This is a genomic window from Arthrobacter sp. PGP41, from assembly GCF_002953935.1.
Taxonomy (GTDB): domain Bacteria; phylum Actinomycetota; class Actinomycetes; order Actinomycetales; family Micrococcaceae; genus Arthrobacter.
This window is the reverse complement of the sequence record NZ_CP026514.1, coordinates 3611814-3635253: the sequence shown is the minus strand read 5'-3', so window position 1 is coordinate 3635253 and position 23440 is coordinate 3611814. Positions and strand designations below refer to the sequence as shown.

The following is a 23440-nucleotide window of genomic DNA, read 5'->3' as shown; positions in this document are numbered from 1 at the left end:
ATGAGCAACGTTCCAGCATCGCGCGGTTTCAGCACCACGGCCCCTGACCTGCCCGGATGGACCCATGTCTACTCGGGGAAAGTCAGGGACCTGTACGAGCCGGCGGACGAGTCCATCCTGCGGCGCGTCGGCCAGGACTGTGTGCTGGTGGTAGCCAGCGACAGGATCAGCGCCTTTGACCATGTCCTGTCCAGCGCGATTCCGGACAAGGGGCGCATCCTCACCCAGTTGAGCCTGTGGTGGTTTGACCAGTTGGGCGTGGAACACCACGTGCTGGGATCCACGGTGGAGGACGGCGTCCCCGCCGCGGTGGAGGGCCGGGCCATGATCTGCAAGAAGCTGGACATGTTCCCGGTGGAATGCATCGCCCGCGGCTACCTCACAGGCTCCGGCCTGCAGGAATACAAGGCCTCGGGGACCGTGTGCAGCATTCCGCTCCCGGAGGGACTGGTGGACGGTTCGCGCTTGGACCACGCCATTTTCACGCCCTCGGCCAAGGCGGCGGTAGGGGAGCATGACGAGAACATCACCTACGACGCCGTGGCGGCCATGGTGGGCGACGACATCGCAGGACGCCTGAGCGAGCTCACCTTGAAGATCTACACCACGGCCGAAAGGATCGCGCGGGAACGCGGCATCATCCTGGCGGACACCAAGGTGGAGTTTGGCTACGACGCCGTTTCGGGCTCGATCACGCTTGGCGATGAGGTCCTCACGCCGGATTCCTCACGGTTCTGGGACGCCGCAACATACCAGCCGGGCCGTGCACAGCCTTCCTATGACAAGCAGTACGTCCGGGATTGGCTCACATCGGACGAATCGGGCTGGGACAGGTCCTCGGACGTTCCTCCGCCGGCCCTGCCGGCCGAGGTCATCGACCGCACCCGCAGCCGCTACGTCGAGGCCTACGAGAAACTTACGGGGAAAACCTTCGCCTGACGGAGCCCCAGCTGCTCCCGGCGAACGGCGTGTTGACTAGCTGGCTTTGGAAGCGGCTGCAGCGCGCCGCTGGGCCAGCTTTATTTCCAGGACCGCGTCCAGTGCCTGCTGGACGCGGTCAGCAGCTCCAGCGGCACTGAAGGCTTTCTGCGCTTCTTCGAGGTGCACCAGGGCTTCCTCTGATTCGCCCGCAGCCTTGAGCGACTTCCCCAGCAGCAGCGACACTTCGCCGGCGGTGTGCTTCGCCAGGCTGTCCCGCTCGGCATGGATTTCCCTGAGCTTCTCGACGGCGGCAACAATGTCCCCGGTCAGGTACAGCCAGCGGGCGCGGATGAAAGCAACTTCCAGCTCATCGCTCTTGGTGCCGCTGACGATTGAAAAGGCAAGCTCGGCCCGCTCAATGGATGACAGCGTTTCAGGCTCCACAATTCCGGATGACAGCCGTACCGCGGCGGACGCTTTATTAAAACGGGCCCACAGCTCAATGTCGTTTGCCGGTGACAGCAGTTTGGCCGCGCGTTCGTGGTGTTTGACGCCCTCCACATAATCGTGGCGCATAAAGGCCACGTTGCCGATGACCCAGGCCACCTCGCCGGCCAGCTGGGACATCGCGTGCTCATCCACCTGGGCCAGCAATTCCTGGCAGTACTTCCACGCCTCATTAAGACGGCCGCTTTCGGCCAACGCGCCGATCAGGGCCCGGAGTGCGCCGATGGTGATCACTGAGCCCTTGGGCAACTGCTTGGCGAAGGCCACCGCCTCCGTTGCATGCTCCACGGCAGCCGTCAGCTGGCCCTGGCGCTGGCACACAACCGCGAGCATCTGCCGGGCACGCGCGCCCAGCCCCACGGATTCCCTGGCCATCGGGTGCTCGAGCAGCCTTTCCACAAGCTCCCTGCACTCCAGCAAATCGCCATGTTTCAGCAGGCACTCGGCCTGCATGTAGCTCATGTTCCACCAGGCGCTGGTGTTCCGTCCGTCCAGTGCTATCTGAGCAGCAGCAGCCGCATGGCTCGCCGCGAGCGGGTAGTCCCTCAGGTCCCATGCCTGGCGGGCGTACAGTCCTGCCAGGACATACTCGGCATCGCTCACCGAAATGGGCTGGCTCCATGCTTCCAAGGCCTTTGGTGCGAGCTCCAGCCTGCGCGCCAGTTCTTCAATGACCTCCGCGGTTGGCTCCCTGCGCCCTGTTTCCAGCAGGGAAATGTAGCTGGGTGAATACAGGTCCTTGCCCAGTTCCGCCTGTGTCAGCCCCCGTTCGAGCCTCTCCGCCCGGAGCTTCTCCCCGAATCCGTTGCCCACGGGACTCCTCCTTTCTCCACAGGTTTCCTCTTGGCGCTTGACAGCCACTGTGGAAAACATTTTACAATGTATGTCAACAAGGACAGTGCTGGCTTTGTAACGAATCCGACTCGTATTGAGGAACTAATATGTTGAAGAAGATTGCAGCGGCAGCCGCCCTAGCTGGGGCCTTGGCGTTTTCTGCAGCGGCTCCGGCTGTCTTGTCTGCAGGTTCCATTGCCGACACGGAACGAGTGGCTGTAGCCCGAACCGGAAACTGGCCGGATCCTGTCTCCTCCAAGGAGACCAAGGAGAAGAAGGCCGACACCACCTACACCACCAGCACGGGCAACTGGCCCGACCCCGTGTAATAGCTTCCTCACAAACAAGGAGGCGAGGAAAGCCCCGGAGCATCCGCTCCGGGGCTTTTCCTTTACCGGAAAGTTACCGATCCTCCGGATCCCAGATAACACAAAAGAGGGCCCCCGTATGGAGACCCTCTTCAGTTGTGGTCGGGATGACAGGATTTGAACCTGCGACCTCTTCGTCCCGAACGAAGCGCGCTACCAAGCTGCGCTACATCCCGATCCGCTGCAAAAGCAACTTTACAAGGATAGCCGATGCCGGGTCCCGATGCGAAATCCTCAACGTGGGACGGAAATGCCCGCCGGTCGGGTCAGGGGCCGGGATCAGACCAGCGAGTCCTTCCATGCCCCATGCAGGTCGGCAAAGCGCCCGCCGCCGCCAATGAGCTGGGCAGGACTGCCGTCCTCCACGATGCGGCCGTCCTGCACAACCAGCACCCTGTCCGCGGTTTCCACCGTGGACAGGCGGTGGGCGATGATCAGGGCCGTTCTGCGGCCCGCCTCCGTGCCCGCGAGGAGGCGGGCCAGGCCCTCCTGCACCAGCCGTTCGGAGGGGATGTCCAGCGAGGAGGTCGCCTCGTCCAGGACCAGTACGGCCGGGCGGGCCAGGAATGCCCTGGCAAAGCTGATGAGCTGCCGCTGTCCGGACGACACCCGCCCGCCGCGTTTGTTGACGTCCGTGTCATAGCCCTCGGGAAGTTCCATGATGAAGTCGTGGGCGCCCACCGCTTTGGCTGCTTCCTCGATTTCGGAGCGGGCGGCTTCCGGGCGTCCCAAGGCGATGTTGTCGGCCACCGAGCCGCTGAACAGGAACGCCTCCTGGGTGACCATGACGATGTTGCGGCGCAGGTCTGTTGTGCCGAGGTTCCGGAGGTCGATGCCGTCGAGTGTGATCGAACCCGATGTGACGTCGTAGAAGCGGGCTATCAACTTGGCCAAGGTGGATTTCCCGGCTCCCGTCTGGCCGACCAGGGCCACGGTTTGCCCCGCGGGGATGTGCAGGTTCAGGGTGGGGACGATGATTGGACCGTCTCCGTACCGGAATTCGACGTCTTTGAAGTCGATTGCCCCCCTGGCGTCCTTCAGGGCGACGGGATTCTTTGGCGGCCGGACAGTCGGCACCTCCTCGAGGAGCCCCGAGACCTTTTCGAGCGCGGCCTGGGCACTCTGGAACGAGTTGTAGAACATGGCCATCTGGTCCACAGGCTGGAAGAACCGTTTGGTGGAGAGGATGAGCGCAAGGAGAACCCCCACTTCCAGATCCCCGCCGAGGACGCGGAAACCCCCGAAGAGCAGGACCACTGCCACGCACACGTTGCCGATCAGCACCAGCCCCGGCTGGAAGATGCCGTTGAGGTTGATGGAGCGCACGGTGACCCGCCGGTAGTCCTCTGCGAGCAGGCCGTAGCGCCGGGAGTTTTCCTGCTCCTTCCGGAAGGCCTTGACTGCACGGATGCCTGTCATTGTCTCCACGAAATGCACAATCAGCCGGGCGGAGACCACACGCGATTCCCGGAAGACGATCTGGGAGTGTTTCTGGTACCAGCGGGCCAGCAGGAACATGGGAACGCCGGCGGCCAACACCAGCAGCCCGCTCCGCCAGTCCAGTGCGAACACGGTAGCTGCAGTGAAGACCATGAACAGCATCCCTGAGGCCAGCGAGCTGACACCGGAGTCCAGGAGCTCCCGAAGGGCCTCCAGGTCCGAGGTCTGCCGGGCGATGATCCGGCCGGAGGTGTACTTTTCGTGGAACTCCAGGCTCAGCCGCTGGGTGTGGCGGAAAACCCGGAGGCGCAGGTCCAGCAGCATTGCCTGGCTCAGCCTGGCGGTGGACGTGACATACAAAGCCGTGAGCCCCGCCGTCGCAGTGGCAGCGAGCAGGTAGGCGACGCCGGTGAACACCAGGGGCGTGTTGTCCCCTGCCTGCAGGGCGAGCAGTGCGCGGTCGATGCCGAAGGCGATCAGCGCCGGGCCGGCCACGCGTGCCGCCTGGGACAGGACCACCATGGCGATGGTCAGCCAGAAGCGCATTCGCACCGGCCGGATCAGTGACCGCAGCAGCGCCAGCGACCGCCGTCGTACCGCCCTGCTGTCGCTCTTGCTGAGGTGGGCGTTGTCTTCGTTGGCGGTGCCGAATGGCGTGGCACTCATCGGTTGGCCTCCGCTTCCTGGACATCGGACTCTTCGTCGAGGTCTGACAGCTCCGAGTCCAGGTCCCGGGGTTCCTGGTCCAGGCTGGCGATGACGTAACGGTAATGGTCGTTGCCCGCCAGCAGCTCGGTATGCGTTCCGACGGCGGTGATCCGTCCTTGTTCCAGCAGGGCCACCCGGTCCGCGAGGGCCACAGTGGACGGCCGGTGCGCGACGATCAGCGTGGTGGTGTCCTTCAGGACTGTCCGGAGCCGGGTCTCCACGAGCTCCTCCGTGTGGACGTCCAAAGCGGACAACGGGTCATCCAGCACCAGCACCCGCGGGCGGGCGGCGATGGCCCGTGCCAGCGCAATCCGTTGGCGCTGCCCGCCGGACAGGCTGAGGCCCTCCTCTCCGATCAGCGTGTCCACGCCTTCCGGGAGGGAATACGCGAAGTGCGCCTGGGCCACGTCCAGTGCCTCGTCCAGGGCGGCCTCGGTGTGTTCCGGTGCCCCGAGGAGCACGTTGTCGCGGACGGAATTGGAGAACAGGGTGGTGTCCTCGAAGGCGACGCCCACGAGGCGGCGGAGTTCCTCCACGTCGAAATCCCGCAGGTCCACGCCGTCGATGGTGATGGAGCCGCCGGTGACGTCGTACAGGCGGGGGACCAGCTGAATCAAGGCGCTCTTGCCGCTGCCCGTGATCCCCACCAGGGCCATGGTCTCACCAGGCCGGAGTTCGAGGTTGATGTCCTTCAAGATGGGCTTGTCCGGGGCGTCCTCGAAGGCAAAAGTGACGTTGTTGAAACGGAGTGCGCCGGCGGGCCGGAGGAGCCTGCGCGGTTCCGCGGGGCTGGTAATGGAGTTGGGAGTATCCATCACTTCGTAGTGGCGGTCGACGGCGGTCTTGGCGGTGAGTGCCATGGCCAGCAGCATGCCGGAAAATTCAACAGGTGAGGCAATGACTGCCGCGGTGGCGAAGAAGGCTACCAACGCGCCGATGCTCAGCTGCCCGCTGGAGCACAGCATGATTCCCACCACCAGGCCTGCGCCCAGGGCGAGTTCCGGCAGGAGCGTGACCACCATGGTGAACATGGCCTGGTGGCGCGCCTTGGCGATTTCCGTCTGGCGGAGCTCTTCGGCTTGTCCTTCGAAGGTTTCGAGTGCTTCCCGGCTGCGGCCAAAGGCTTTGAGCACCCGGATGCCATGGACGGATTCCTCCACCGTGGTGGCCAGGTCTCCTGCCTGGTCCTGGCTCCGGCGTGCCACTTTGCTGAAGCGGGTCCGGAACCGGAAGCTGTACGCCATGATGGGCACGGCCGCGGCCAGGAAGATCAGGGCAAGCTGCCAGCTCATGGCGAACATGACGGCAATGCCGATGATCACTGTGAGGGTGGTGACCACCAGCATGATGGCCCCGAACGCCATCCAGCGGCGCAGGAAATTCAGGTCCGTCATGGCGCGGGACAGGAGCTGGCCGGAGCCCCAGCGGTCATGGAAGGAGACCGTCAGCTCCTGGAGATGGTCATAAAGGGAGACGCGCATCCGGGATTCCACGGTGGTGGCCGGGTTGATGACGAACTGCCGGCGGAGCGCAACCAGGCCAGCTTCTGCGATGCCCAGGATCAGGATGATGCCGGCCGACGTCCAGATCGCCCCGGTGTCGCCGCCCGGCTGCAGTGATTCGTTGACCAGGACCCTCAGGGCCTGCGGGATGGCCAAGGCTACAACACTGGCAAGCAGCGCGCAGAGGAGTCCCAGCACGAGCCGGGGAATGATTGGCCGGACATGGGGGTAGAGACGACTGACCGATCGAAAAAATGGAGTTTGCCTGGCCATGCCCGCTTCTCAAGCTCTAAAACGAATGTAGTTTCCCGTAGCAACTACCCTATGCCATGGCGTGAGGCGATTCACAGGGACGGCAGTTCCGGAACGGGCTTGGCCAGTTATTGCAGTGGGCAACAGGCCCTGTTCACCTCGTCAGGCAGGGGAGGCCAGGGTCAGCAGGACGGCCTCCGGCCGGCACGCGATCCTCACCGGAGCGAAGCGCGAGGTGCCGATGCCGCCCGAGACGTTGACCGGCGTCGTGCGTCCATTGCTGCTCCAGTCATGCAGGCCTTTTGCGCGCCAGGTGGGAAGGTCGCAGTTGGCCACCAGGGCGCCGTAGCCCGGGATGCATAGCTGCCCGCCATGGGTGTGGCCGGCGAGCAGGAGGTCTGCGCCGTCCTCGGTGAAGTGGTCAAGCACCCGCTGGTAGGGCGCATGGATGACGGCCACTTTGAGGTGGTCTGCGGCGTCCTGGTTCACGGTCCCGCGCGGCCATCCGGCGTACCGCTCGCGTTGCAGGTGGGGATCGTCCACTCCTGAGAAGTCAAAGCGCATGCCGTTCATGACCAAGGACTGGTGGCGGTTGGTCAGGTCCACCCAGCCACTCATACCGAAGCCTGAACGCAGCCGCGGCCAGTCAAGCGCCGTCGGCTTGGGCTTGGCCTTGGACGGCCCCAGCAGGTAGGAGGCGGGATTCTTCAGGCTCGGGGCGAAGTAGTCATTGGAGCCAGGGACAAAGACACCGGGGAATTCCAGCAGCGGACGGAGCGCGGCCAGGAGGGGATCCACGGCTTTGGCGTGGCTGAGGTTGTCGCCGGTGTTCACCACCAGGTCCGGCTGGAGTTCGGCCAATGACTGCAGCCACGCAGCCTTCTTCTTCTGGCCCGGAACGAAGTGGATGTCGCTCAGGTGCAGTATGCGGAAGGGGTTCTTCCCTGGCGGCAGGATGGCCAGGGTCTCTTCACGGAGGACAAACTGGTTTTTCTCCCACAGGCCGTACCCGAAGGCGGCCATTCCGGCGGCAGCCCCGGTCCCGGCGGTGACGGCAAAGCCGCGCCCGATGGTCCAGGCGCGGCTGGCCAACTCGCTGGATGAAATCATCGTGGGCTAGTTCTTCTTATCGCTGTTGCCCGGTCCGGAGTTCCCGGCAGGAGCAGAGGGGGCCGGCGCCGGCGCCTGGGTGGCCTGCGGCCCCGTCGTCGCGGGCGTCCGTGTGCCGGTGCCGCCGTTCAGGAGGTTGCTGGGCGGGGCCGGGAACGGATTGGTGCCGTAGGCCGGCGCGATCCGGGACATGAAGTTCGAGAACATGGGACCGGCGATCATGTAACCGTCGATTCCGGGGTAGAACTTGCCATTAACCGTGATGTTCTGGCCGGCCCGGTCCTGCGCACCGAGCGCGTCGCCGAACCAGGCAGCCGTGGCCAGGCCCGTGGTGTGGCCTACCACCCAGGTGGACCCATTGTTGTTGGATGTACCGGTCTTGGCGCCGATCGGGAAGTTGGTGCGCGTGGAAATCCGGGGCTGGATCAGCGAGCCGGAGCCGCGGTTCAGGACCTCCTGGAGCGCGTAGTTCACGCCGCGGGCAACCTCCGGCTTGACCGCGTCCCGGCAGCTGCTGGACTGTGCCGGCAGGGTGGCCCCGGTCTGGTCGGTCACGGCAGTGATGGCGATGGGCTCGCAGTACTTGCCATCGTTGGCGAAGGTAGCGAAGGCGCTGGCCATGGTCAGCGGGGCAGTCTGGGTGGAACCCAGCAGGTTGCCCAGCGTGGACATGTTGATCTTCGGGTTGGGTTCGCCGTCAGCCGGGAGCCCGCCATGGAGTCCTGTTGCATCCACGATCTTTTGGATACCGCAGAAGTCCAGCTGGGCTGCTGAAGCGAAGGTGACCGTGTTGATGGAGTTGTAGAGGCCTTCGAGGACCGACAGCGGCCGGTACCACTGCGGTTCGGCGTTCTGCAGGTCGTCGGCCGCGCCGAGTGACTTCTGGGCCGTGTTGTAGGCGCCTGTCACCTGGCCGCAGGAGTTACGCCACGGGAAGTTCAGCGGATAGCGGCGCTGTGCTGCGTTGACCACGGTGTTCATGGACTTGCCCTCGTTGAGCCACTGCGCGAAGGTGAACGGCTTCATGGTGGAGCCGGGCTGGGCACCGCCGAGGCCGTTGAGGTCGTTGCCGTCCTTGTCCAGCTTGTCCACGTTGAAGTTCACCTGGGAATCGAAGGCGCCTTCGGCGGGCAGGAAGGAAGTGTTCTGGGCCATCGAAACGATCTTGCCGGAGTTGGGCTGCACCGAGACCATGGCAGCACCCCATTTGTCCGGGTTGGCGCCGGCCGAGGCGTTGACCTGCTCCTGCGCCACCGCCTGGGCGTTCGGGTCCAGCGTGGTGGTGATGGTCAGGCCGCCACCGTAGATGAGGCGCAGGCGTTCTTCGCGGTCCGCACCGTACGCCGGGTTGTTCTCCAGCAGGTGCAGCACGTAGTCGCAGAAGTAGGGGGCGGTGGAGGCGTAGGCGCAGCCTTGCTTAGGCTGCGTCACCTTGGTCTCCACGGGGGTGGCCACCGCGGCATCGTGGTCGGCCTGGGTGATCTTGCCCTGGTTCAGCATCAGGCCCAGTACCAGGTCGCGGCGCTGCTTGGCGTTCTCCGGGTTGTTGATGGGGTCGAATGCGGACGGGCTGTTGACGAGTCCGGCCAGCAGGGCTGCCTGCGGGAGCGTAAGGTCCTTGGAGCTGGTGCTGAAGAAGAAGCGGGACGCGGCTTCAATGCCGTATGCGTCACGGTTGAAGAAGACGATGTTCAGGTAACCCTCAAGGATCTGCTCCTTGCTGAATTCCTTTTCCAACGCGATGGCAAGCTTCATCTCGCGGAGCTTGTCGCCCACGCCCTTGTTCACGCCATTGAGCTTGATCTGGTCCTCGTTGCCCTCGGCGGCGAGATTGGCGTTGAGGACGTTGTTCACGTACTGCTGCGTGATGGTGGACGCGCCCTGCTTGTTGCCGCGGGCAGTGCTGACCAGCGCGCGCAGGATGCCTGTGGTATCCACGCCCCCGTGATCATAAAAACGGCTGTCCTCGACGGCGATGACAGCTTCTTTAACGAAGGGCGAGATCTGGTCCAAGGCGACCTTGGTGCGGTTTTCGGTGTAGACACTGGCGATCTCGCTGCCGTCAGCAGCCAGGATCCTGGTGGTCTGATTGGGCGGATCAACCTTCAGCTCGGCCGGCAGGGTGTCGAAGAACTCGATGGAACCGCTCGCTGCGCTGCCTGAAACGGCCGCCGCTGGAACCAGCAGGCCTGCTACCAGGACACCGCAAATAGCACTCACGCCAAGGAAAACGAGGATCTTACCAAGGGTGGTGGCAGTGTCGAATAATGGGTTCGTACGAGTCGCCATGTTTTCCACTTTACCGGCAAGGACTAGTCTTTCTCTCATGACCAAATGGGAGTACGCGACGATTCCGCTCATTATTCACGCCACAAAGCAGATCCTGGACCAGTGGGGAGACGACGGCTGGGAGCTGGTGCAGGTGGTCCCCGGACCGGACGGAAACGGCCTGGTCGCCTACCTCAAGAGGGAGAAGCAGTAGCATGGGCACCTCCGCAGAGGCCACGCCTGGCGCAGCAGCGGCGCCTGTTTCAGCTGTTGAGCAGCGGCTCAAAGAGCTTGGGCTCACCCTTCCCGAGGTCGCCCCGCCCGTGGCCGCCTACGTCCCCGCCGTGATCTCCGGCAGCCACGTGTACACCTCGGGACAGCTGCCGTTCATTAACGGCAAACTGCCGGCCACAGGCAAAGTGTCGGCCGGAACCGAAGGCTTCGCCGACGAGCCCACGGTTTCCCCGGAAGACGCCCAGCGGTTCGCGGCCATTTGCGCCGTCAACGCCTTGGCAGCCGTCAAGAGCGTCATTGGTGACCTTGACCGGATCACCCGCATCGTCAAGGTTGTGGGTTTCGTCTCGTCCGATCCGTCCTTCACAGGACAGCCGGGCGTCATCAACGGCGCGTCGGAATTGCTGGGGCGCGTCCTCGGTGACGCGGGGCAGCACGCCCGTTCCGCCGTCGGCGTCTCCGTGCTGCCGCTCGATTCTCCTGTTGAGGTCGAACTCATAGCGGAATTCAGCTAGGACCGGTAGGTTTCCCTTGCCTCAGCTAGCTCGACGGCTCTTTGCTCTTCCCCAGGACCTTGAAGGGGCCGCCCAGAGCTGGCTCGAACACGGCGAACGGACGCCCCGCGCAGCGCGCCTTGCGTCGTCCGTGGTCCTCCTGCGCGATTCCCCTACGGGCCTGGAGACCTGGCTGGCCTACCGGCCGGGGTCCTCGCCGTTGGGCGTCCTCGCCTTCCCCGGCGGATCGCTGGACGCCGCCGACGACGATCCCGTGGGCTGGCTCGGCCCCCCGCCCCAGCATTGGGCTGAGCAGATGGGAACGGACGACGTCGGGCTGGCGCGCCGCCACGTGCTGGGCGCCATCCGCGAACTCTTCGAGGAAACCGGCGTGCTGCTGGCCGGCCCGGACATGGCCAGTACCGTGGAAGCGACATCGACCCCCGAGTGGATGCGCGCCCGTACGGCCGTGGCCGAGCAGGAGAAGACCTTCCCGGAGATCCTGGCAAAGCGGGGACTGTCCGTCCGGACGGACCTGCTGAAGTCGCTCGTCAACTGGCGCAGTCCGGACTTCGCGCACCGCCGGTTCGACACCCGCTACTTCGCCGCCACCGTGCCCCTGAACCAGCAGCCCACCCTGCTGGAAGGGAAGGGCGTCTGGGGGCGCTGGGTCAATGCTGCCGACGTGATCGCCGATCGCGATACCACCGCGCTGGGCGACGAGGTTGGCCAGGAGAACACGGTGGGCCGCACCTTGGGTGAGCTCCTGGTTCCCGGCTCCGAAATCATGCTTGAGAAGATGGCCATGGCCAACGGCTGCATCGCCTACCTGAGCTACAAGCGTAAGGCCCATGTGTACCAGCCGGTCCTGGTTGAAGAGGACGGCAAACTCATGCTCGAAGTCGAGGCCGCCAAGACAACCCCGGACGATCCCCAGCGCGAACGGTAGGTCCGCGGCCGGGTTCGGTCCGGTTGGCCGCTCCGCCCACTTGAAACGCTCTCTCACTTAATGCTGGTTTTCCACCAACGCTCTCTCGCTTTCCTTGGGAAAGTGAGAGAGCGTTGGCCGTTTTGGCGCATCAAGTGAGAGAGCGTTGGCCGTTTTGGCGCATCAAGTGAGAGAGCGTCGGCGGGGAGACAACAGGCCCGGGGCCGGGGCCGGGGGCGGCGGGTTGCTAGCGGGAGCGCTGGCGGAGGCGCTGCATGTCCAGGATGACAACGGCGCGGGCTTCCAGCCGGAGCCAGCCGCGCTGGACGAATTCGGCGAGGGCCTTGTTGACGGTTTCGCGGGATGCGCCGACGAGCTGGGCCAGCTCTTCCTGGGTGAGCTCGTGGGCTACCAGGACGCCGTCCGTTGCCGGCCGGCCGAAGCGGTCAGCCAGGTCAAGCAGCGCCTTGGCAACGCGGCCCGGAACGTCCGAGAACACGAGGTCGGAGAGCGAATCGTTGGTGCGGCGCAGGCGGCGGGCCAGGGCCTGCAGCAACTGTGCGGAGACCTCGGGACGGGTGCGGAGCAGCGTGTTCAGGCTCTCGTTCCGGAGGCCGGCAAGCCGGGTCTCCGAGACGGCGGTGGCCGTCGCGGTGCGCGGGCTGGGATCGAAGAGGGCCATTTCGCCGAAGAGTTCGCCCGGGCCCAGGATGGCCAGGAGCGACTCACGGCCATCGGGGGAGGTCCGGCCGAGCTTCACCTTGCCGGAGACGATGAAGTACAGCTGGTCGCCCTGGTCGCCTTCACGGAACACCGAAGCGCCGCGGGACAGGTCCACCTCGGTGAGCTCGTCCGTCAGCAGACGGAATGCGTCGTCGTCGAGCGTGGCGAAAAGGGGTGCTCGGCGCAGTACCTCGATGTCCATGAAATCTCCTGAATAAAAAGTGTCGGCTGTGGCGCTTGTGCCATTGTTTCAGAATTTTCAAGGTTCTGTGACGAACTTGGCAGTCAAAACGCGCTGATGCAGGCCCGCAACGGCCGGTCGGGACCCGTCGCGGGGGGCCGCGAAGGTGGTGGCGTAAGGGGACTGCCGTCGGCCTGCAGGGCGGGGAGCTGTCCAGAATATTGTCAGCATCCAACATTAGAATGAGGGTTCAACTGCTTAATAAGGAGCCTCAGTGGTCGGCTTGACTGTCCTGGACCTGGTCCTGATCCTGGCGCTGCTGTCATATCTTGTTTACGGCCTGCGCAATGGTTTCCTGGTGACAGTCGGCGGCATTGCGGGATTCGCCGCCGGAGCAGTGGCAGCCTTTTTTGCAGTCCCCCTGGTGAGCGGCTTTGTCCAGGATTCCGGATGGAGGCTGACCGCCATCGTGGCAGCCGCCGTTGTCCTGGTGGTCCTGGGGCACGGCCTGGGGACGATGGCAGGCCGGCAAATCCGCGGCGCCGTGCGGATCCGGCCCCTGCGTGCGGCAGACCGCTTGGTGGGCGGAGCCGTGAACGTTGCGGTTTCCGCGCTGGTGATGTCCATGCTGGCCTTCAGCGTCAGCTCCCTGGGCGTGCCGCTTGTTTCCCAGCAGCTGGCCGATTCCAAGGTCATCCGCTTTATCGACGGCCTGACACCGGACAGCGTCAAAGCCACCATGGCGCAGCTTCGCTCCACGGTGATCGGCAACGGCATCCCCACGCTGCTGGAGGGTCTGGAACAGGGGCCGGCAGTGCCGGTACCGAACGCCAGGACCGATACACCCGCCCTGAACCGGGCCGCCGGTTCCGTCCTCAGGATCGCCGGGACCGCCTACCAGTGCGGCCAGAACCAGACAGGCACCGGATTTGTGGTCTCCGCGGACCGTGTGATCACCAACGCGCATGTCGTGGCGGGCGTGTCGCAGCCGGTGGTGGAACTGCCCGACGGCGGCGCGATGCCCGGGCGCGTCGTCTACTTCGACACCAAGCACGACCTCGCGGTGCTGGCCGTGGAGAACCTCCCCGCGGATCCGCTGGAGCTAAGCCCCGATCTGCCCAACGGCAGCCCCGCCGCTTTTGCCGGCTACCCCCACGGCGGCCCGTTCCAGTCCAAGCCGGCCACGGTCCAGGACATCACCACTGTGATGGTGCCGGACATCTACGGCAACAATGCCTCACCAGAGGAGATCTACCGCCTGGCCGGTGATGTGCAGCCCGGGAACTCCGGCGGCCCGCTGCTGACAACGCAGGGGGATGTGGCAGGGGTGATTTTCGCCAAGGCGACCGCGGACACCGAAATGGGATTCGCCATCACCATGGATGACCTGAATCCCGTGGCCTCCAAGGCAGCGTCGTTGAGTGCACCCGTTTCCTCCGGGCAGTGCATCCAGAAGTAGCGGTTAGAGGACCTCGGCGAGGTAGTCGATGGCCAGCCTATAGCCGAACACCCCGGCGCCCACGATGACCGCCGAGCAGACAGGGGACAGGAACGAGTGGTGCCGGAACTCTTCCCGCTGGTGCACATTGGTGATGTGGACCTCGACGGCGGGGAGCTGCACGGCGGCGAGGGCATCACGGAGAGCCACTGAGGTGTGGGTGAACGCCCCCGCGTTGATGACGATGCCCGCGGCGTTGCTCCGGGCGGCGTGGATGACGTCGAGCAGGACGCCTTCGTGGTTGGACTGGACGCATTCGGCCGTAAAACCGTGCGCCTCGGCGGCTGCGGCCGCCAGCTGCTCCACGTCCGCCAGGGTGGAGGTGCCATACTTCTCCGGCTCCCGGGTTCCCAGCAGGTTCAGGTTGGGTCCGTTGATCACCAGGATGGTGCGGCGGGCGGCAGGGTCGGTGGAGGCTTCAGTCATGGTGACAATCTATCGGCTGGCTTTGGGTGCCGCTCATTCTTACGCCGGCACCCCCATCGGTCGCTCCGTAAATGCCGTTTTGAAGCGTGAAAACGACGTTTACGGAGCAACCGACGGTTACTGCAGCGCCGTGAACCGCATCAGCAGCGCATGCTCGGGGTTGAGGTTGGGCATGGGCAGGCCCACCTCGGCGAAGAAGCGTCCTGTTGCCTCCGCCCCGTCCGCCAGCCAGGCCGGCGGCTGCACCTGGGTGTAGGTGTGGCCGTAATCGGAGTCGTCCGGAGTGGGGAAGATCGCCTCCGCGCGATAGCTTCGCTCGGGGTCCAGCCCCGGGATGCCCAGCCGGCCCGGCACCTCAGCGGCGGAGGTGCGCGTGCTCACCAGGGCGAACAGGCCCGCCGTCGTGCCTTCGGCCGCAGGGGCCTCGGTGACGACGCCGTGCAGCAGCAGGGCATCGCCGGCCACGTCCGCGTGGACGCGGCGGCCGCTGTGGATCAGCGCGCGGTGTTCCTTGAACAGGGCGATGAAGCGCTTGAGTTCCTCACGCTCAGCCCCGGTGACCTGCCGGACATCCCACTCCATGCCGAAGTGGCCGAACAGCGCGGAAATGGCCCGGAAGGAGAGATCGTGCGTGCGGGCGGTAGTGTGCGAGGTGGTGGGCCCGATGTGGCTTCCCACCAGTTCCGGCGGGACCACCGCGCCGGTCCAGCGCTGGATGGTCTGCCGTTCCAGTGCATCGTTGCAGTCGGATCCCCAGATCCGGTCCGTCCGCTCCAGGATGCCCAGGTCCACGCGTGCCCCGCCGGAGGAGCAGGATTCAATTTCGACGGCGGGATGCGCTTTGCGGAGCTCGTCGAACAGCCGGTAGGCGGCCAGGGTCTGCTCGTGGACGGAGGAGCGGCCGGCGTGGCCGTGTTCGGTGAGGTCCCGGTTCTGGTCCCACTTCAGGTAGGCGATGTTGTTCTCGCGAAGGAGGGCATCGATGCGGCAGAAGATGTACTGCCAGGCTTCAGGATTCACCAGGTCAATGATGTGCTGGTTGCGCCATTCCAGGGGAAGGCGGCCGCCGTCCTTGTGCTGGACGGCGGACGGGCCAACGATCCAGTCAGGATGGGCCCGGGCGATGTCCGAATCCAGGTTGACCATTTCCGGCTCCACCCAGAGCCCGAACTCCATGCCGCGCGAGGTGACGGCCTCAATGAGCGGGGTCAGTCCGTTCGGCCACAGGCTTTCATCCACGTACCAGTCGCCGAGGCCGGCGTGGTCGTCGCGGCGGCCGCGGAACCAGCCGTCGTCGAGCACGAAGCGCTCCACGCCCAGATCGGCAGCCGACTCGGCCAGCTCAATCAGCGTGTCCAGGTTGTGGTCGAAGTAGACGGCCTCCCAGGTGTTGAGCACCACCGGACGCGGCTTGCCGGCGGGCCGGCCCGTGGAAGCGGCGGGCAGCACGTGGTGGGGCCGGGACCGGAACCAGCTGTAGAAGGCTTCGGTGATCCCGTCCAGTCCCTTGTCCGAGTAGGCGGCGAACAGGGCGGGCGTTGTGTAGCTGCCGCCGGCTTCAAGGATGACTTCGGCGGGCCCCAGGAGCTCTGAACCGCCGATCATGGTGCGGCCATCGCCGATGGTGTCGGCGAACTGCTCGTGGTTCCCGCTCCAGGCCAGGTGCGTGGCCCAGACTTTCCCGTGCCGGTTGCCGAAACCGGCGCTCCCGGCGGCGAACAGCAGGGAGGAATCATGGCCGGTGCGGCCGTGCCGGCCCGTCCGGACCCACGTTCCCTGCTGGATGGCCCGGCGCTGCGGGTGGCGCTCGCGGCACCAGCGGCCGGTGAGGTCGAGGAGTTCGACGGCGTCAGGCGCCACGGGGAGGACGGTCGCCAGTTCGTCGAGCTGGTAGGGGGTGGTGCCGTCATTGGTGACGGTATGCCGCAGTTCCAGCAGGCCGCCGTCGTGCAGGGCCAGGGTGGATTCCACCGTGAGGCCGGCATCCGGGTCCGACTGGACGATGACGGCGGCACCGCCGTTGGCGCTGGCTGTAACGGCGCGGAGGCGGGCCGAGAAATCAAACCCGGAGACGCCGTCGGCCATTCGGGAACCGCGCAGGGCGGCCCTGCCGCGCCACGACGACGAAGCCTGGGGGAGGAGGCCCGCCGGGACGCGTGCGTCGATGGCGGAGTGCGGGACCGGGGCGGTGAGGATGGCGAGGTCCGGCAAGGCGGCGCCCAGGTCCGCACCCCAATGGATGACCTCGGCCTCTCCGCTGTCGAAGCTGATCACCAGGCTGGTGCCGGCGGAACGGAGGTGGAGGGGGTCCATAAGATCTCTTTCGGTTTTGTGGGGTGATGCAAAGCAGGGTGGTGGATGCCGCCGCCGCGAGGAGGGGACGGCGGCATCCAGCCGGGTGGCTGCGACCACATACGCAGCCACGGTAGGGGGCGTTGCCGAAGCCGGGGCCTACTTGAAGAGGGCGTTGACCTGTTCGTTGGCCTGGGTGAGGGAGCTCGCCGGCGCCTTGCCGGAAACCACCGCGTCCATGGCGGGCTCCATGATGCCCTTGACCTTGGCAGTGTTGTCCGTGATCGGGTACAGGAAGGTGGTCTTGTTCTTGACGTGCTCGGTGAAGGCTGACACGTCCACGCCCTTGGCCTTGAAGGCCTCCGACGCCTTCTCGGACGAGGCCTTCAGGGCCGGGAAGACAACAGCCTTGGACGCGACGACGTCCTGGCAGTCAGCCGAGGCAAGGTACTCCACCCACTTGATGGACGCGTCCTTCTTCTTCGTACCCGCCCAGATGGAATCAGCCAGGCCGTTGAACATGGAGGCGCGCTCGCCTTCGGGGCCCACCGGGGTAGGCGCGATGCCAACCTCGACACCCTTGTAGCCGGTGTACTGGCCGATCATCCAGGACCCGTGGGCGTTGATGGCGGACTTGCCTGCTGCGAAAGTGTCAGCCATGGCCGCACCGACGGTGGTTTCCAGCTTGGGCATGTAGCCCTTCTCGGACAGCCCGGCGAACCAGTCCATGCTCGCCTGGAACTTGGGGTCGTCGTAGTTGTAGCGGGTGCCCCACGGGTTCTTGTCCGTGTGGGACCAGCCGGTGGTGTTGGTGAGGTAGCTCCACTCGGTCTGGCCCGAGGAGTCGCCGCCGCCGTTCAGGCCCAGCCCGTAGACCTCGACGTTGTTCTTGTCGAAACCGGGCTCGTCGCCGCGCTTCCCGCTCTTGTCCACGGTGAGGTGGGCGATGACCTTTTCGTAGGTGCCGCCGTCCTCCGGGTTCCAGGTGAGGTCCTTCATCTGGTCCTCGGTGATGCCCGCGCTGGCGAGCATGGCCTTGTTGTAGAAGAGGCCGATGGTGTCCCAGTCCTTGGGCAGGCCGTAGCGCTTGCCGTCCTGGCCCACCCAGAGATCGGCGAGGCCTTCGTTGTAGGCGGTCAGGTCGATGTTGTCCTTCTGGACGGCGTCGTCGATGGCCAGCAGCTGCTTGTTTTCGGCCAGTTCGCCGTAGCGTCCCAGGTGGTTGGTGAAAACGTCCGGGGCGGTGCCGCCAACAAAGCCGTTGGTGAGGGTGCTCCAGTAGTCATCCCAGCCGCGCTGGGTGATCTTCACCTTGATGTCCGGGTTGGCCTTGGTGAAGTCGTCGGCGCACTGCTGGTAGGCGGGGAGCTGGTTGGCGTCCCAGAGCCAGTAGCTGATCTCGCCCTTGGCAGATTCTGCTGAGGAGGAGGATCCGCTGCAGGCGGAGAGGGAGAGCGCCAAAGCTGCGGCAACGGCAACGGCGCCGAGGGATTTCTTCATGGTTCTACTTTCCTTTTGGGGATGGGAGGGAGGCAGTGAATGAGGTTCTTATTTGATGCCGGAGAAGCCGATGGAGTTGACGATCTTCTTGCCGAAGGCGGCGAAGAGGACCAGCACCGGCAGGGCCGAGATGAGGGTCGCCGCCATCAGGCCGGACCAGTCCGGTGCCCCCTGGGGTGACTGGGACTTGAAGACGCCGAGCCCCACCTGCAGGACGCGGACATCGTCCTGCGATCCCACCAGCAGGGGCCAGAAGTATTCGTTCCACTGGCCGATGAAGGTGAGCAGCGCCAGGGTGGCGATCGGGGCGGCGGCGTTGGGAAGCACAATCTGGAAGAAGATGCGCAGGTGCTTGGCGCCGTCGAGCATGGCCGCCTCCTCCACCTCCCGGGACATGTTGAGGAAAAACTGCCGGAGGAAGAAGATGGCGAACGGCGTCATGAAGATGTACGGGAGGACCATGCCGAGCATCGTGTTGAGCAGGTCGAGGTTCTTGATCAGCAGGAAGTTGGGCAGCGCGGTGAAGATCGGCGGGACCAGCATGGTTCCCAGGAAGAGGCTGAAGACGGCATTCCGGCCCTTCCAGCGCAGCCGGGCAAAGGCGTAGGCGGCCATCGCGCTGAAGAACACGGCGCCTGCGGTGGTGATGGAGGAAAAGATGATCGAGTTCCGCAGGTAGAGCCAGAAGTTGATGGCTGCACCGGAACCGCCTTCCGCGACGGCGTCGGCCGGGCTCTGCAGCCCGAAGACCCGCAGGAACGCGCCGAAGCTGAACTCCGCGGGAAGGAGGCTGGTTGCGTTGGCGGCAAGCGCGTTGTTGGTGGACAGTGCCGTGCGCAGGACCCAGAAGAACGGGAGGACGGAGACGGCGATGGCGAGGACAATGAGGGCCCAGGCGCCGGCGCGGCGGGCGTTGAACGGACGACGGCGGCGGGCTGGCGCCGGCAGCGTTGCGCGGCTTGTGGTGGTGGTCATGCGGGTGGCTCCTTAGTCCAGGTCCGACTCGTTGCCCTTGAGGAACTTCATCTGGATGAAGGCCACCAGGGCGAGGATGAGGAAGAGAATGACGGCGATGGCTGATCCGTAGCCGAAGTCCGACTCGGTGAAGGCCCGCTGGTAGATGTAGTACTGGATGACGCGGGTGGCGTTGACCGGCCCGCCGCCGGTGGTCACTGCGACAGTGTCGAAGACCTGGAAGGAGCCGATCACCGTTACGACGAGGACGAGGACCAGGACCGGCCGCAGCAGCGGAAGGGTGATCTTGGTGAACGTCTGGAACGGCGAAGCGCCGTCGAGCTTGGCAACTTCATAGACGTGGCCCGGGATGGCCTGCATGCCGGCGAAGATGAGCAGGGCGGTGTAGCCCATGTGGCGCCAGGTGTTGATCAGGGCCTGGGTGGGGATGGCCCACTCCTCGCTGCCGAAGAACGCGACGCGGGGGAGGCCGGCCCACTCGATGAACTGGTTGACCACGCCAATCTGGTAGTCCAGCATCCAGAACCACAGCAGTGCCGCGATGATGTTGGACATCATCCAAGGCAGCAGCAGGGCTCCCCGGATGAGGGTGGACTTGGCGACCCTGTTCATCAACAGTGCCAGGCCCAGGGCCAGGGCGGTCTGGAGGACGATATTGAGGAAAACGTACTGGCCTGTGACGGCCAGGGAGTTCCAGAAAAGCGGATCCTTGGCGATCGCCGTGTAATTGTCCACCCCCACCCACGTGGGGTCTCCCAGGATGTTGTACTCCGTGAAGCTGAGGTAGACGCCGCGAATGGTGGGCACCACATAGAAGACGACGAAGCCGATCATTGCCGGGGCGATGAACAGCAGTGCGATCTTGAGATCGCCGAACCGGCGGAGGCTGCCCCGCGGCTTGGGGGCGGACGCCGGGGCGCCGGTGGCGGATCTCGTGTGCTTGGCAAGGGTGGTCATCTTCGACCCTTTCCTGACTGTGATGGGGGTAACAACTGGGCATGAATCTACACGAGTAGATTCATGGGGGCAAGTGGTCCGTTCTTCTTTTTTTCGTGCGGCATTAGTCCATTCACCGGACTGTTGACTCGAGTAGATTGCAATGGAACACTGGGAGTCTCCGGGACAGCGCTTGCCGCGCCCCTGCAATCCTCGAAAGGCAGACAATGACGTTTTCGATCGGCGTGGTAGGAGCCGGCCAGTTCGGCAGCCAGTTCGCGCACCTGTTCAATCTCCACCCGGGCGTCAGTAGCGTCTTCGCTGTGGACGACGTTGCGCACCGCGCCGCCGAGGCCGCCGGGCGCTACCACTTGGCAGGCACCATGGCGACTTTCGAAGACCTTCTTGCCTCCGACGTCGACGCCGTTGCGATCTTCACACAGCGCTGGACACACGGTCCGCTCGTGGAACAGGCGCTCCGGGCAGGCAAGCACGTCTACTCAGCCGTTCCCATGGCGATCTCAGAAGAGGAAATAGCGCGGATCATTGAGGCCGTCCGGGAGACCGGGCTGGTGTACATGATGGGGGAGACCAGCTACTACAACCCGGCCACAGTCTTTGCCCGCAAGCAGCTGGCCGAGGGAAAGTTCGGGCGGATCTTCTACGCGGAAGGCGACTACGTCCACGATATGGACCTGGGCTTCTACGAGGCCTACCAGTACAGCGGCGGTGAGCGCTGGAAGGAAACCGCCAGCTACCCGCCCATGCTGTATCCCACCCACGCTGTAGGCGGAGTGCTGGGAGCAGTCCCGGCCCATGCAGTCAGCGTCAGCTGCGTCGGCGTCAGGGATGACCGCAATGACGGCGTCTTTGACAAGGACGTCAGCATGTTCGGCAACGACTTCTCCAACGCCACCGCACTGTTCGAGCTGAACGACGGCGGCGTCATGCGCACCAATGAGATGCGCCGGGTGGGCTACCCCTCGCACATCCGCGAGTCCCGGTTCCGGTACTTCGGGACGGAGGCCAGCTTCGAGCAGCTCGCCAAGGTGTCCGTCTGGCAGGACAAGCGCAATGTCCACGATATCTCCGAGCAGCTGGAGACCCGGCCCAGCATCCCCCTCGATGACCCCTCCCTCGCGAATGTTGCACCAGAGCTGAGGGACGCATTCGTCTCCGGCCTGGCCCCGGTCCATGACCCCGGCCGGCTTCCGGAGGAATTCCTGGGCGCGCCCAACGGCCATGAGGGCAGCCACCACTTCCTGGTGGACGACTTCGTGACTGCCGTCAACAACCGCACCCTGCCTCCGGTGAACGCCTGGGTGGCCGCCCGGTTCACCCTTCCCGGGATTGTTGCCCACCAGTCCGCCCTCAGGAACGGCGAACGGCTCCCCATCCGTGACTTTGGCGATGCGCCGGGTACAGACATTTAACATGGACAGCATGACTACTCCGGCAGTGCAGGTTGCACGAGGCGGCCCCGTGACCCGCAAGGACGTTGCGCGCTATGCCGGCGTGAGCACCGCCGTCGTCAGCTATGTGGTCAACGGCGGTCCCAAGAAAGTTGCACCAGCCACAGAAGCGAAGGTCCAGGACGCCATCCGCGTCCTGGGCTACCGCCCCAACGCGGCGGCCCGTGCCCTCAAGCTGGGCTCCAGTGAGACGCTGGGGCTTGTGGTCCCGGATATTTCCAACCCCTTCTTCGCCCTGTTCTCCCATGCCGTTGAGGACGCCGCTGCCGCCCTGGGCTACGCCCTGGTACTGGGCAACTCGGACGGAAACCTGGCCAAGGAGCGGCGCAACATCCGCAACCTTGCCGCCAGGCAGGTGGATGGCGTGCTGCTGGCCAGTGTCCTCTTCGAACCCGACCTGGAGGTCCTGGAAACCGCGGACATCCCCTCGGTGCTCCTCAACCAGGAACGTGACGCACCGGGCTTCAACAGCATCGGCGTTGACCTCGCCGCCGGCGCCAAAATCGCCGTCGAGCACTTGATCGGGCATGGGCACGCCAACATCGGCCTGGCCATGGGCACCAACGTGTCCGGCAGCACCGACGGCCGTGAAGTGGGCTGGCGGGAGGCACTCCATGACGCCGGCCTGCAGGAGGGCCCGATCGCGTACAGTTCCTTCACCCGCCCCGGGGGTTATGTTGCCGGCCAGCGGCTGCTGGCATCGGTGAACCGCCCCACGGCCATTTTCGCTACCTCCGACATGCAGGCGATCGGCCTGTTGCGGGCCGTGCACGAGGCGGGGCTGTCCGTCCCCGGTGAGATGGCGGTGGCGTCCTTTGACGGGTCCGCCGAGTCCGAATTCTCCTGGCCTCCGCTGACCACGGTAGAGCAGCCCGTGGCCGCCATGGCGGAAGCTGCAGTGGCCGCGCTGGTGGGAGCCACCCGCGGGGAAAAACCACAGCACCGGATCTTTCCCACCACGCTGCATGTCCGGCAGTCCTGCGGCTGTCCCTAGTGGCTCCCGGGCGGCGAGGGTCCGCTTAGGCGGCGGCGAGGCGCAGCCGCCCCACCTTTTCCTGCAGGACGCGCTGCGCCTCAAGCCCTAGCCCGGAATCGCTGATGACCTCATCCACGTCATCCAGCGCGGCAATGGAACTGATGCCCAGCAGGCCCCACTTGGTGTGGTCCGCCAGCACCACGGTTTTGCGCGCGGCCGCCATGAAGGCACGGTCCGTCTCAGCCTCGAGCAGGTTTGGGGTGGTAAAGCCGGCATCGGCATCCATCCCGTGCACACCCAGGAACAGCACGTCCAGGTGCAGCTGTTTCAGGGCAGCGGTGGCGATGGGGCCCACCAGCGCGTCCGATGGCGTGCGCTCGCCGCCAATCAGGATCACGGTGGAGCTGTACCGGGCGGAGCCGGCCGAGGCCGCGTGATGGAAAAGGTCCGCAATGCGTACCGAGTTGGTGACCACCGTGATCTGCGGTCCGTTGACCAGTTCCTTGGCCAGGGCCCAGGTGGTGGTTCCTGCGCTGAGCCCCACGGCCATGCCCTCCTGGACCAGCGTTGCCGCCTCCACCGCGATGGCACGCTTCTCCGCCGTCAGCTGCGTGGACTTGAGGTCGAATCCGGGCTCGTGGGTGCTGGTGTCGCCCGGGATCTTCGCCCCGCCATGGATCCGCTCCAGCCGGCCGCCCTCCTCCAGTACCTCGATGTCGCGGCGGACCGTCATCAGGGACACGCCCAGTTGCTGGGCCAGGTCTGACACCCGGACAACCCGCTCCCGCTGGACGGCGTCCAAAATAGCCTGGTGGCGTGCGACGGGGAGCATCTGTGCGGATCCTTCGGCAGGGGACGAGTCTGGTCCCAGCATACGACGACGGCGACGCCAGGC

At 65.2% G+C, this 23440-nt stretch carries 20 protein-coding genes and 1 tRNA gene; 8 read left to right on the top strand and 13 right to left on the bottom strand.

The window, feature by feature from the left end; all coding sequences use genetic code 11:
- A complete protein-coding gene (locus C3B78_RS16645) occupies positions 1-939 on the top strand; it encodes a phosphoribosylaminoimidazolesuccinocarboxamide synthase (protein WP_104999041.1) in 939 nt (312 codons plus the stop codon).
- Positions 940-975: 36 nt separating this feature from the next.
- On the opposite strand, the gene C3B78_RS16640 is transcribed toward C3B78_RS16645, so the two are convergent.
- On the bottom strand, positions 976-2241 hold the full coding sequence (locus C3B78_RS16640; RefSeq protein WP_104999040.1) for a helix-turn-helix domain-containing protein: 1266 nt from the start codon (positions 2239-2241) through the stop codon (positions 976-978).
- A gap of 128 nt (positions 2242-2369) precedes the next feature.
- Here C3B78_RS16640 and C3B78_RS16635 point away from each other — a divergent pair, with 128 nt between their 5' ends.
- Positions 2370-2591 carry a hypothetical protein gene (locus tag C3B78_RS16635; protein WP_104999039.1) on the top strand — a complete coding sequence of 74 codons (222 nt, stop codon included), beginning with the start codon at positions 2370-2372 and terminating at the stop codon, positions 2589-2591.
- A gap of 138 nt (positions 2592-2729) precedes the next feature.
- Here C3B78_RS16635 and C3B78_RS16630 read toward each other — a convergent pair.
- The 5 genes from C3B78_RS16630 to C3B78_RS16610 form a co-directional block, all read right to left on the bottom strand.
- Positions 2730-2806: transfer RNA gene (locus tag C3B78_RS16630), tRNA-Pro, on the bottom strand.
- Between the two features lie 103 nt (positions 2807-2909).
- The gene (locus C3B78_RS16625) at positions 2910-4736 is read right to left on the bottom strand and encodes an ABC transporter ATP-binding protein (protein ID WP_104999038.1); all 1827 of its coding nucleotides are present in this window, start codon (positions 4734-4736) and stop codon (positions 2910-2912) included.
- Complete coding sequence (locus tag C3B78_RS16620) at positions 4733-6553, bottom strand: ABC transporter ATP-binding protein (RefSeq protein ID WP_104999037.1); 1821 nt, start codon at positions 6551-6553, stop codon at positions 4733-4735. Before C3B78_RS16620 ends, C3B78_RS16625 begins: the two co-directional genes overlap by 4 nt.
- 141 nt (positions 6554-6694) lie before the next feature.
- Positions 6695-7642 carry a metallophosphoesterase gene (locus C3B78_RS16615; RefSeq protein ID WP_104999036.1) on the bottom strand — a complete coding sequence of 316 codons (948 nt, stop codon included), beginning with the start codon at positions 7640-7642 and terminating at the stop codon, positions 6695-6697.
- Between the two features lie 6 nt (positions 7643-7648).
- Entirely contained in the window at positions 7649-9931 is a 2283-nt protein-coding gene (locus C3B78_RS16610; protein ID WP_104999853.1) for a transglycosylase domain-containing protein, read from the bottom strand.
- 37 nt (positions 9932-9968) lie between these two features.
- Between C3B78_RS16610 and C3B78_RS16605 the strand changes: the two genes are divergently transcribed.
- From C3B78_RS16605 to C3B78_RS16595, 3 genes are read left to right on the top strand one after another with little or no spacing between them, the layout of a single operon-like run.
- A complete protein-coding gene (locus C3B78_RS16605; protein WP_003797879.1) occupies positions 9969-10124 on the top strand; it encodes a DUF4177 domain-containing protein in 156 nt (51 codons plus the stop codon).
- Position 10125: 1 nt separating this feature from the next.
- Positions 10126-10659, top strand: a complete 534-nt coding sequence (locus C3B78_RS16600; protein ID WP_104999035.1) for a RidA family protein — start codon at positions 10126-10128, stop codon at positions 10657-10659.
- Between the two features lie 16 nt (positions 10660-10675).
- Entirely contained in the window at positions 10676-11587 is a 912-nt protein-coding gene (locus C3B78_RS16595; RefSeq protein ID WP_104999034.1) for an NUDIX hydrolase, read from the top strand.
- Between the two features lie 226 nt (positions 11588-11813).
- Here the strand turns inward: C3B78_RS16595 and C3B78_RS16590 are convergent, their stop codons facing one another.
- Positions 11814-12491 carry a Crp/Fnr family transcriptional regulator gene (locus C3B78_RS16590; protein WP_050684013.1) on the bottom strand — a complete coding sequence of 226 codons (678 nt, stop codon included), beginning with the start codon at positions 12489-12491 and terminating at the stop codon, positions 11814-11816.
- A 253-nt stretch (positions 12492-12744) separates the two neighbouring features.
- Here C3B78_RS16590 and C3B78_RS16585 point away from each other — a divergent pair, with 253 nt between their 5' ends.
- Positions 12745-13929, top strand: coding sequence for a MarP family serine protease (locus tag C3B78_RS16585; RefSeq protein ID WP_104999033.1), 1185 nt, complete (start codon positions 12745-12747; stop codon positions 13927-13929).
- Positions 13930-13932: 3 nt separating this feature from the next.
- Here C3B78_RS16585 and aroQ read toward each other — a convergent pair whose 3' ends face one another.
- The 5 genes from aroQ to C3B78_RS16560 all read right to left on the bottom strand — a co-directional run bounded on the left by aroQ (position 13933) and on the right by C3B78_RS16560 (position 20118).
- On the bottom strand, positions 13933-14394 hold the full coding sequence (gene aroQ / locus C3B78_RS16580; protein ID WP_104999032.1) for a type II 3-dehydroquinate dehydratase: 462 nt from the start codon (positions 14392-14394) through the stop codon (positions 13933-13935).
- Positions 14395-14511: 117 nt separating this feature from the next.
- Positions 14512-16707, bottom strand: coding sequence for an alpha-galactosidase (locus C3B78_RS16575; protein WP_104999031.1), 2196 nt, complete (start codon positions 16705-16707; stop codon positions 14512-14514).
- A gap of 138 nt (positions 16708-16845) precedes the next feature.
- A complete protein-coding gene (locus tag C3B78_RS16570; protein ID WP_104999030.1) occupies positions 16846-18186 on the bottom strand; it encodes an ABC transporter substrate-binding protein in 1341 nt (446 codons plus the stop codon).
- A 48-nt stretch (positions 18187-18234) separates the two neighbouring features.
- Positions 18235-19161 carry a carbohydrate ABC transporter permease gene (locus C3B78_RS16565; RefSeq protein ID WP_104999029.1) on the bottom strand — a complete coding sequence of 309 codons (927 nt, stop codon included), beginning with the start codon at positions 19159-19161 and terminating at the stop codon, positions 18235-18237.
- A 12-nt stretch (positions 19162-19173) separates the two neighbouring features.
- Positions 19174-20118 (bottom strand): carbohydrate ABC transporter permease, encoded by a 945-nt coding sequence (locus tag C3B78_RS16560; RefSeq protein WP_104999028.1) that lies wholly within the window; start codon positions 20116-20118, stop codon positions 19174-19176.
- A 206-nt stretch (positions 20119-20324) separates the two neighbouring features.
- On the opposite strand from C3B78_RS16560, the gene C3B78_RS16555 reads away from it, so the two are divergent.
- Together C3B78_RS16555 and C3B78_RS16550 are read left to right on the top strand one after the other, a co-directional pair.
- Positions 20325-21530: a Gfo/Idh/MocA family protein gene (locus C3B78_RS16555; protein WP_104999027.1), complete on the top strand. Its 1206-nt coding sequence runs from the start codon at positions 20325-20327 to the stop codon at positions 21528-21530.
- Positions 21531-21540: 10 nt separating this feature from the next.
- Positions 21541-22563, top strand: coding sequence for a LacI family DNA-binding transcriptional regulator (locus tag C3B78_RS16550; RefSeq protein WP_104999852.1), 1023 nt, complete (start codon positions 21541-21543; stop codon positions 22561-22563).
- Positions 22564-22588: 25 nt separating this feature from the next.
- Here the strand turns inward: C3B78_RS16550 and C3B78_RS16545 are convergent, their stop codons facing one another.
- Positions 22589-23377, bottom strand: a complete 789-nt coding sequence (locus tag C3B78_RS16545) for a DeoR/GlpR family DNA-binding transcription regulator (protein WP_104999026.1) — start codon at positions 23375-23377, stop codon at positions 22589-22591.
- Positions 23378-23440: the final 63 nt, after the last annotated feature.

Bases quoted from the DNA above. Each gene is read 5' to 3' on its own strand.
- C3B78_RS16645 (WP_104999041.1), top strand. From the start codon at position 1: ATGAGCAACGTTCCAGCATCGCGCGGTTTCAGCACCACGGCCCCTGAC.
- C3B78_RS16635 (WP_104999039.1), top strand. From the start codon at position 2,370: ATGTTGAAGAAGATTGCAGCGGCAGCCGCCCTAGCTGGGGCCTTGGCG.
- C3B78_RS16625 (WP_104999038.1), bottom strand. From the start codon at position 4,736: ATGAGTGCCACGCCATTCGGCACCGCCAACGAAGACAACGCCCACCTC.
- C3B78_RS16620 (WP_104999037.1), bottom strand. From the start codon at position 6,553: ATGGCCAGGCAAACTCCATTTTTTCGATCGGTCAGTCGTCTCTACCCC.
- C3B78_RS16615 (WP_104999036.1), bottom strand. From the start codon at position 7,642: ATGATTTCATCCAGCGAGTTGGCCAGCCGCGCCTGGACCATCGGGCGC.
- C3B78_RS16610 (WP_104999853.1), bottom strand. From the start codon at position 9,931: ATGGCGACTCGTACGAACCCATTATTCGACACTGCCACCACCCTTGGT.
- C3B78_RS16605 (WP_003797879.1), top strand. From the start codon at position 9,969: ATGACCAAATGGGAGTACGCGACGATTCCGCTCATTATTCACGCCACA.
- C3B78_RS16600 (WP_104999035.1), top strand. From the start codon at position 10,126: ATGGGCACCTCCGCAGAGGCCACGCCTGGCGCAGCAGCGGCGCCTGTT.
- C3B78_RS16590 (WP_050684013.1), bottom strand. From the start codon at position 12,491: ATGGACATCGAGGTACTGCGCCGAGCACCCCTTTTCGCCACGCTCGAC.
- aroQ (WP_104999032.1), bottom strand. From the start codon at position 14,394: ATGACTGAAGCCTCCACCGACCCTGCCGCCCGCCGCACCATCCTGGTG.
- C3B78_RS16575 (WP_104999031.1), bottom strand. From the start codon at position 16,707: ATGGACCCCCTCCACCTCCGTTCCGCCGGCACCAGCCTGGTGATCAGC.
- C3B78_RS16570 (WP_104999030.1), bottom strand. From the start codon at position 18,186: ATGAAGAAATCCCTCGGCGCCGTTGCCGTTGCCGCAGCTTTGGCGCTC.
- C3B78_RS16565 (WP_104999029.1), bottom strand. From the start codon at position 19,161: ATGACCACCACCACAAGCCGCGCAACGCTGCCGGCGCCAGCCCGCCGC.
- C3B78_RS16560 (WP_104999028.1), bottom strand. From the start codon at position 20,118: ATGACCACCCTTGCCAAGCACACGAGATCCGCCACCGGCGCCCCGGCG.
- C3B78_RS16555 (WP_104999027.1), top strand. From the start codon at position 20,325: ATGACGTTTTCGATCGGCGTGGTAGGAGCCGGCCAGTTCGGCAGCCAG.
- C3B78_RS16550 (WP_104999852.1), top strand. From the start codon at position 21,541: ATGACTACTCCGGCAGTGCAGGTTGCACGAGGCGGCCCCGTGACCCGC.
- C3B78_RS16545 (WP_104999026.1), bottom strand. From the start codon at position 23,377: ATGCTCCCCGTCGCACGCCACCAGGCTATTTTGGACGCCGTCCAGCGG.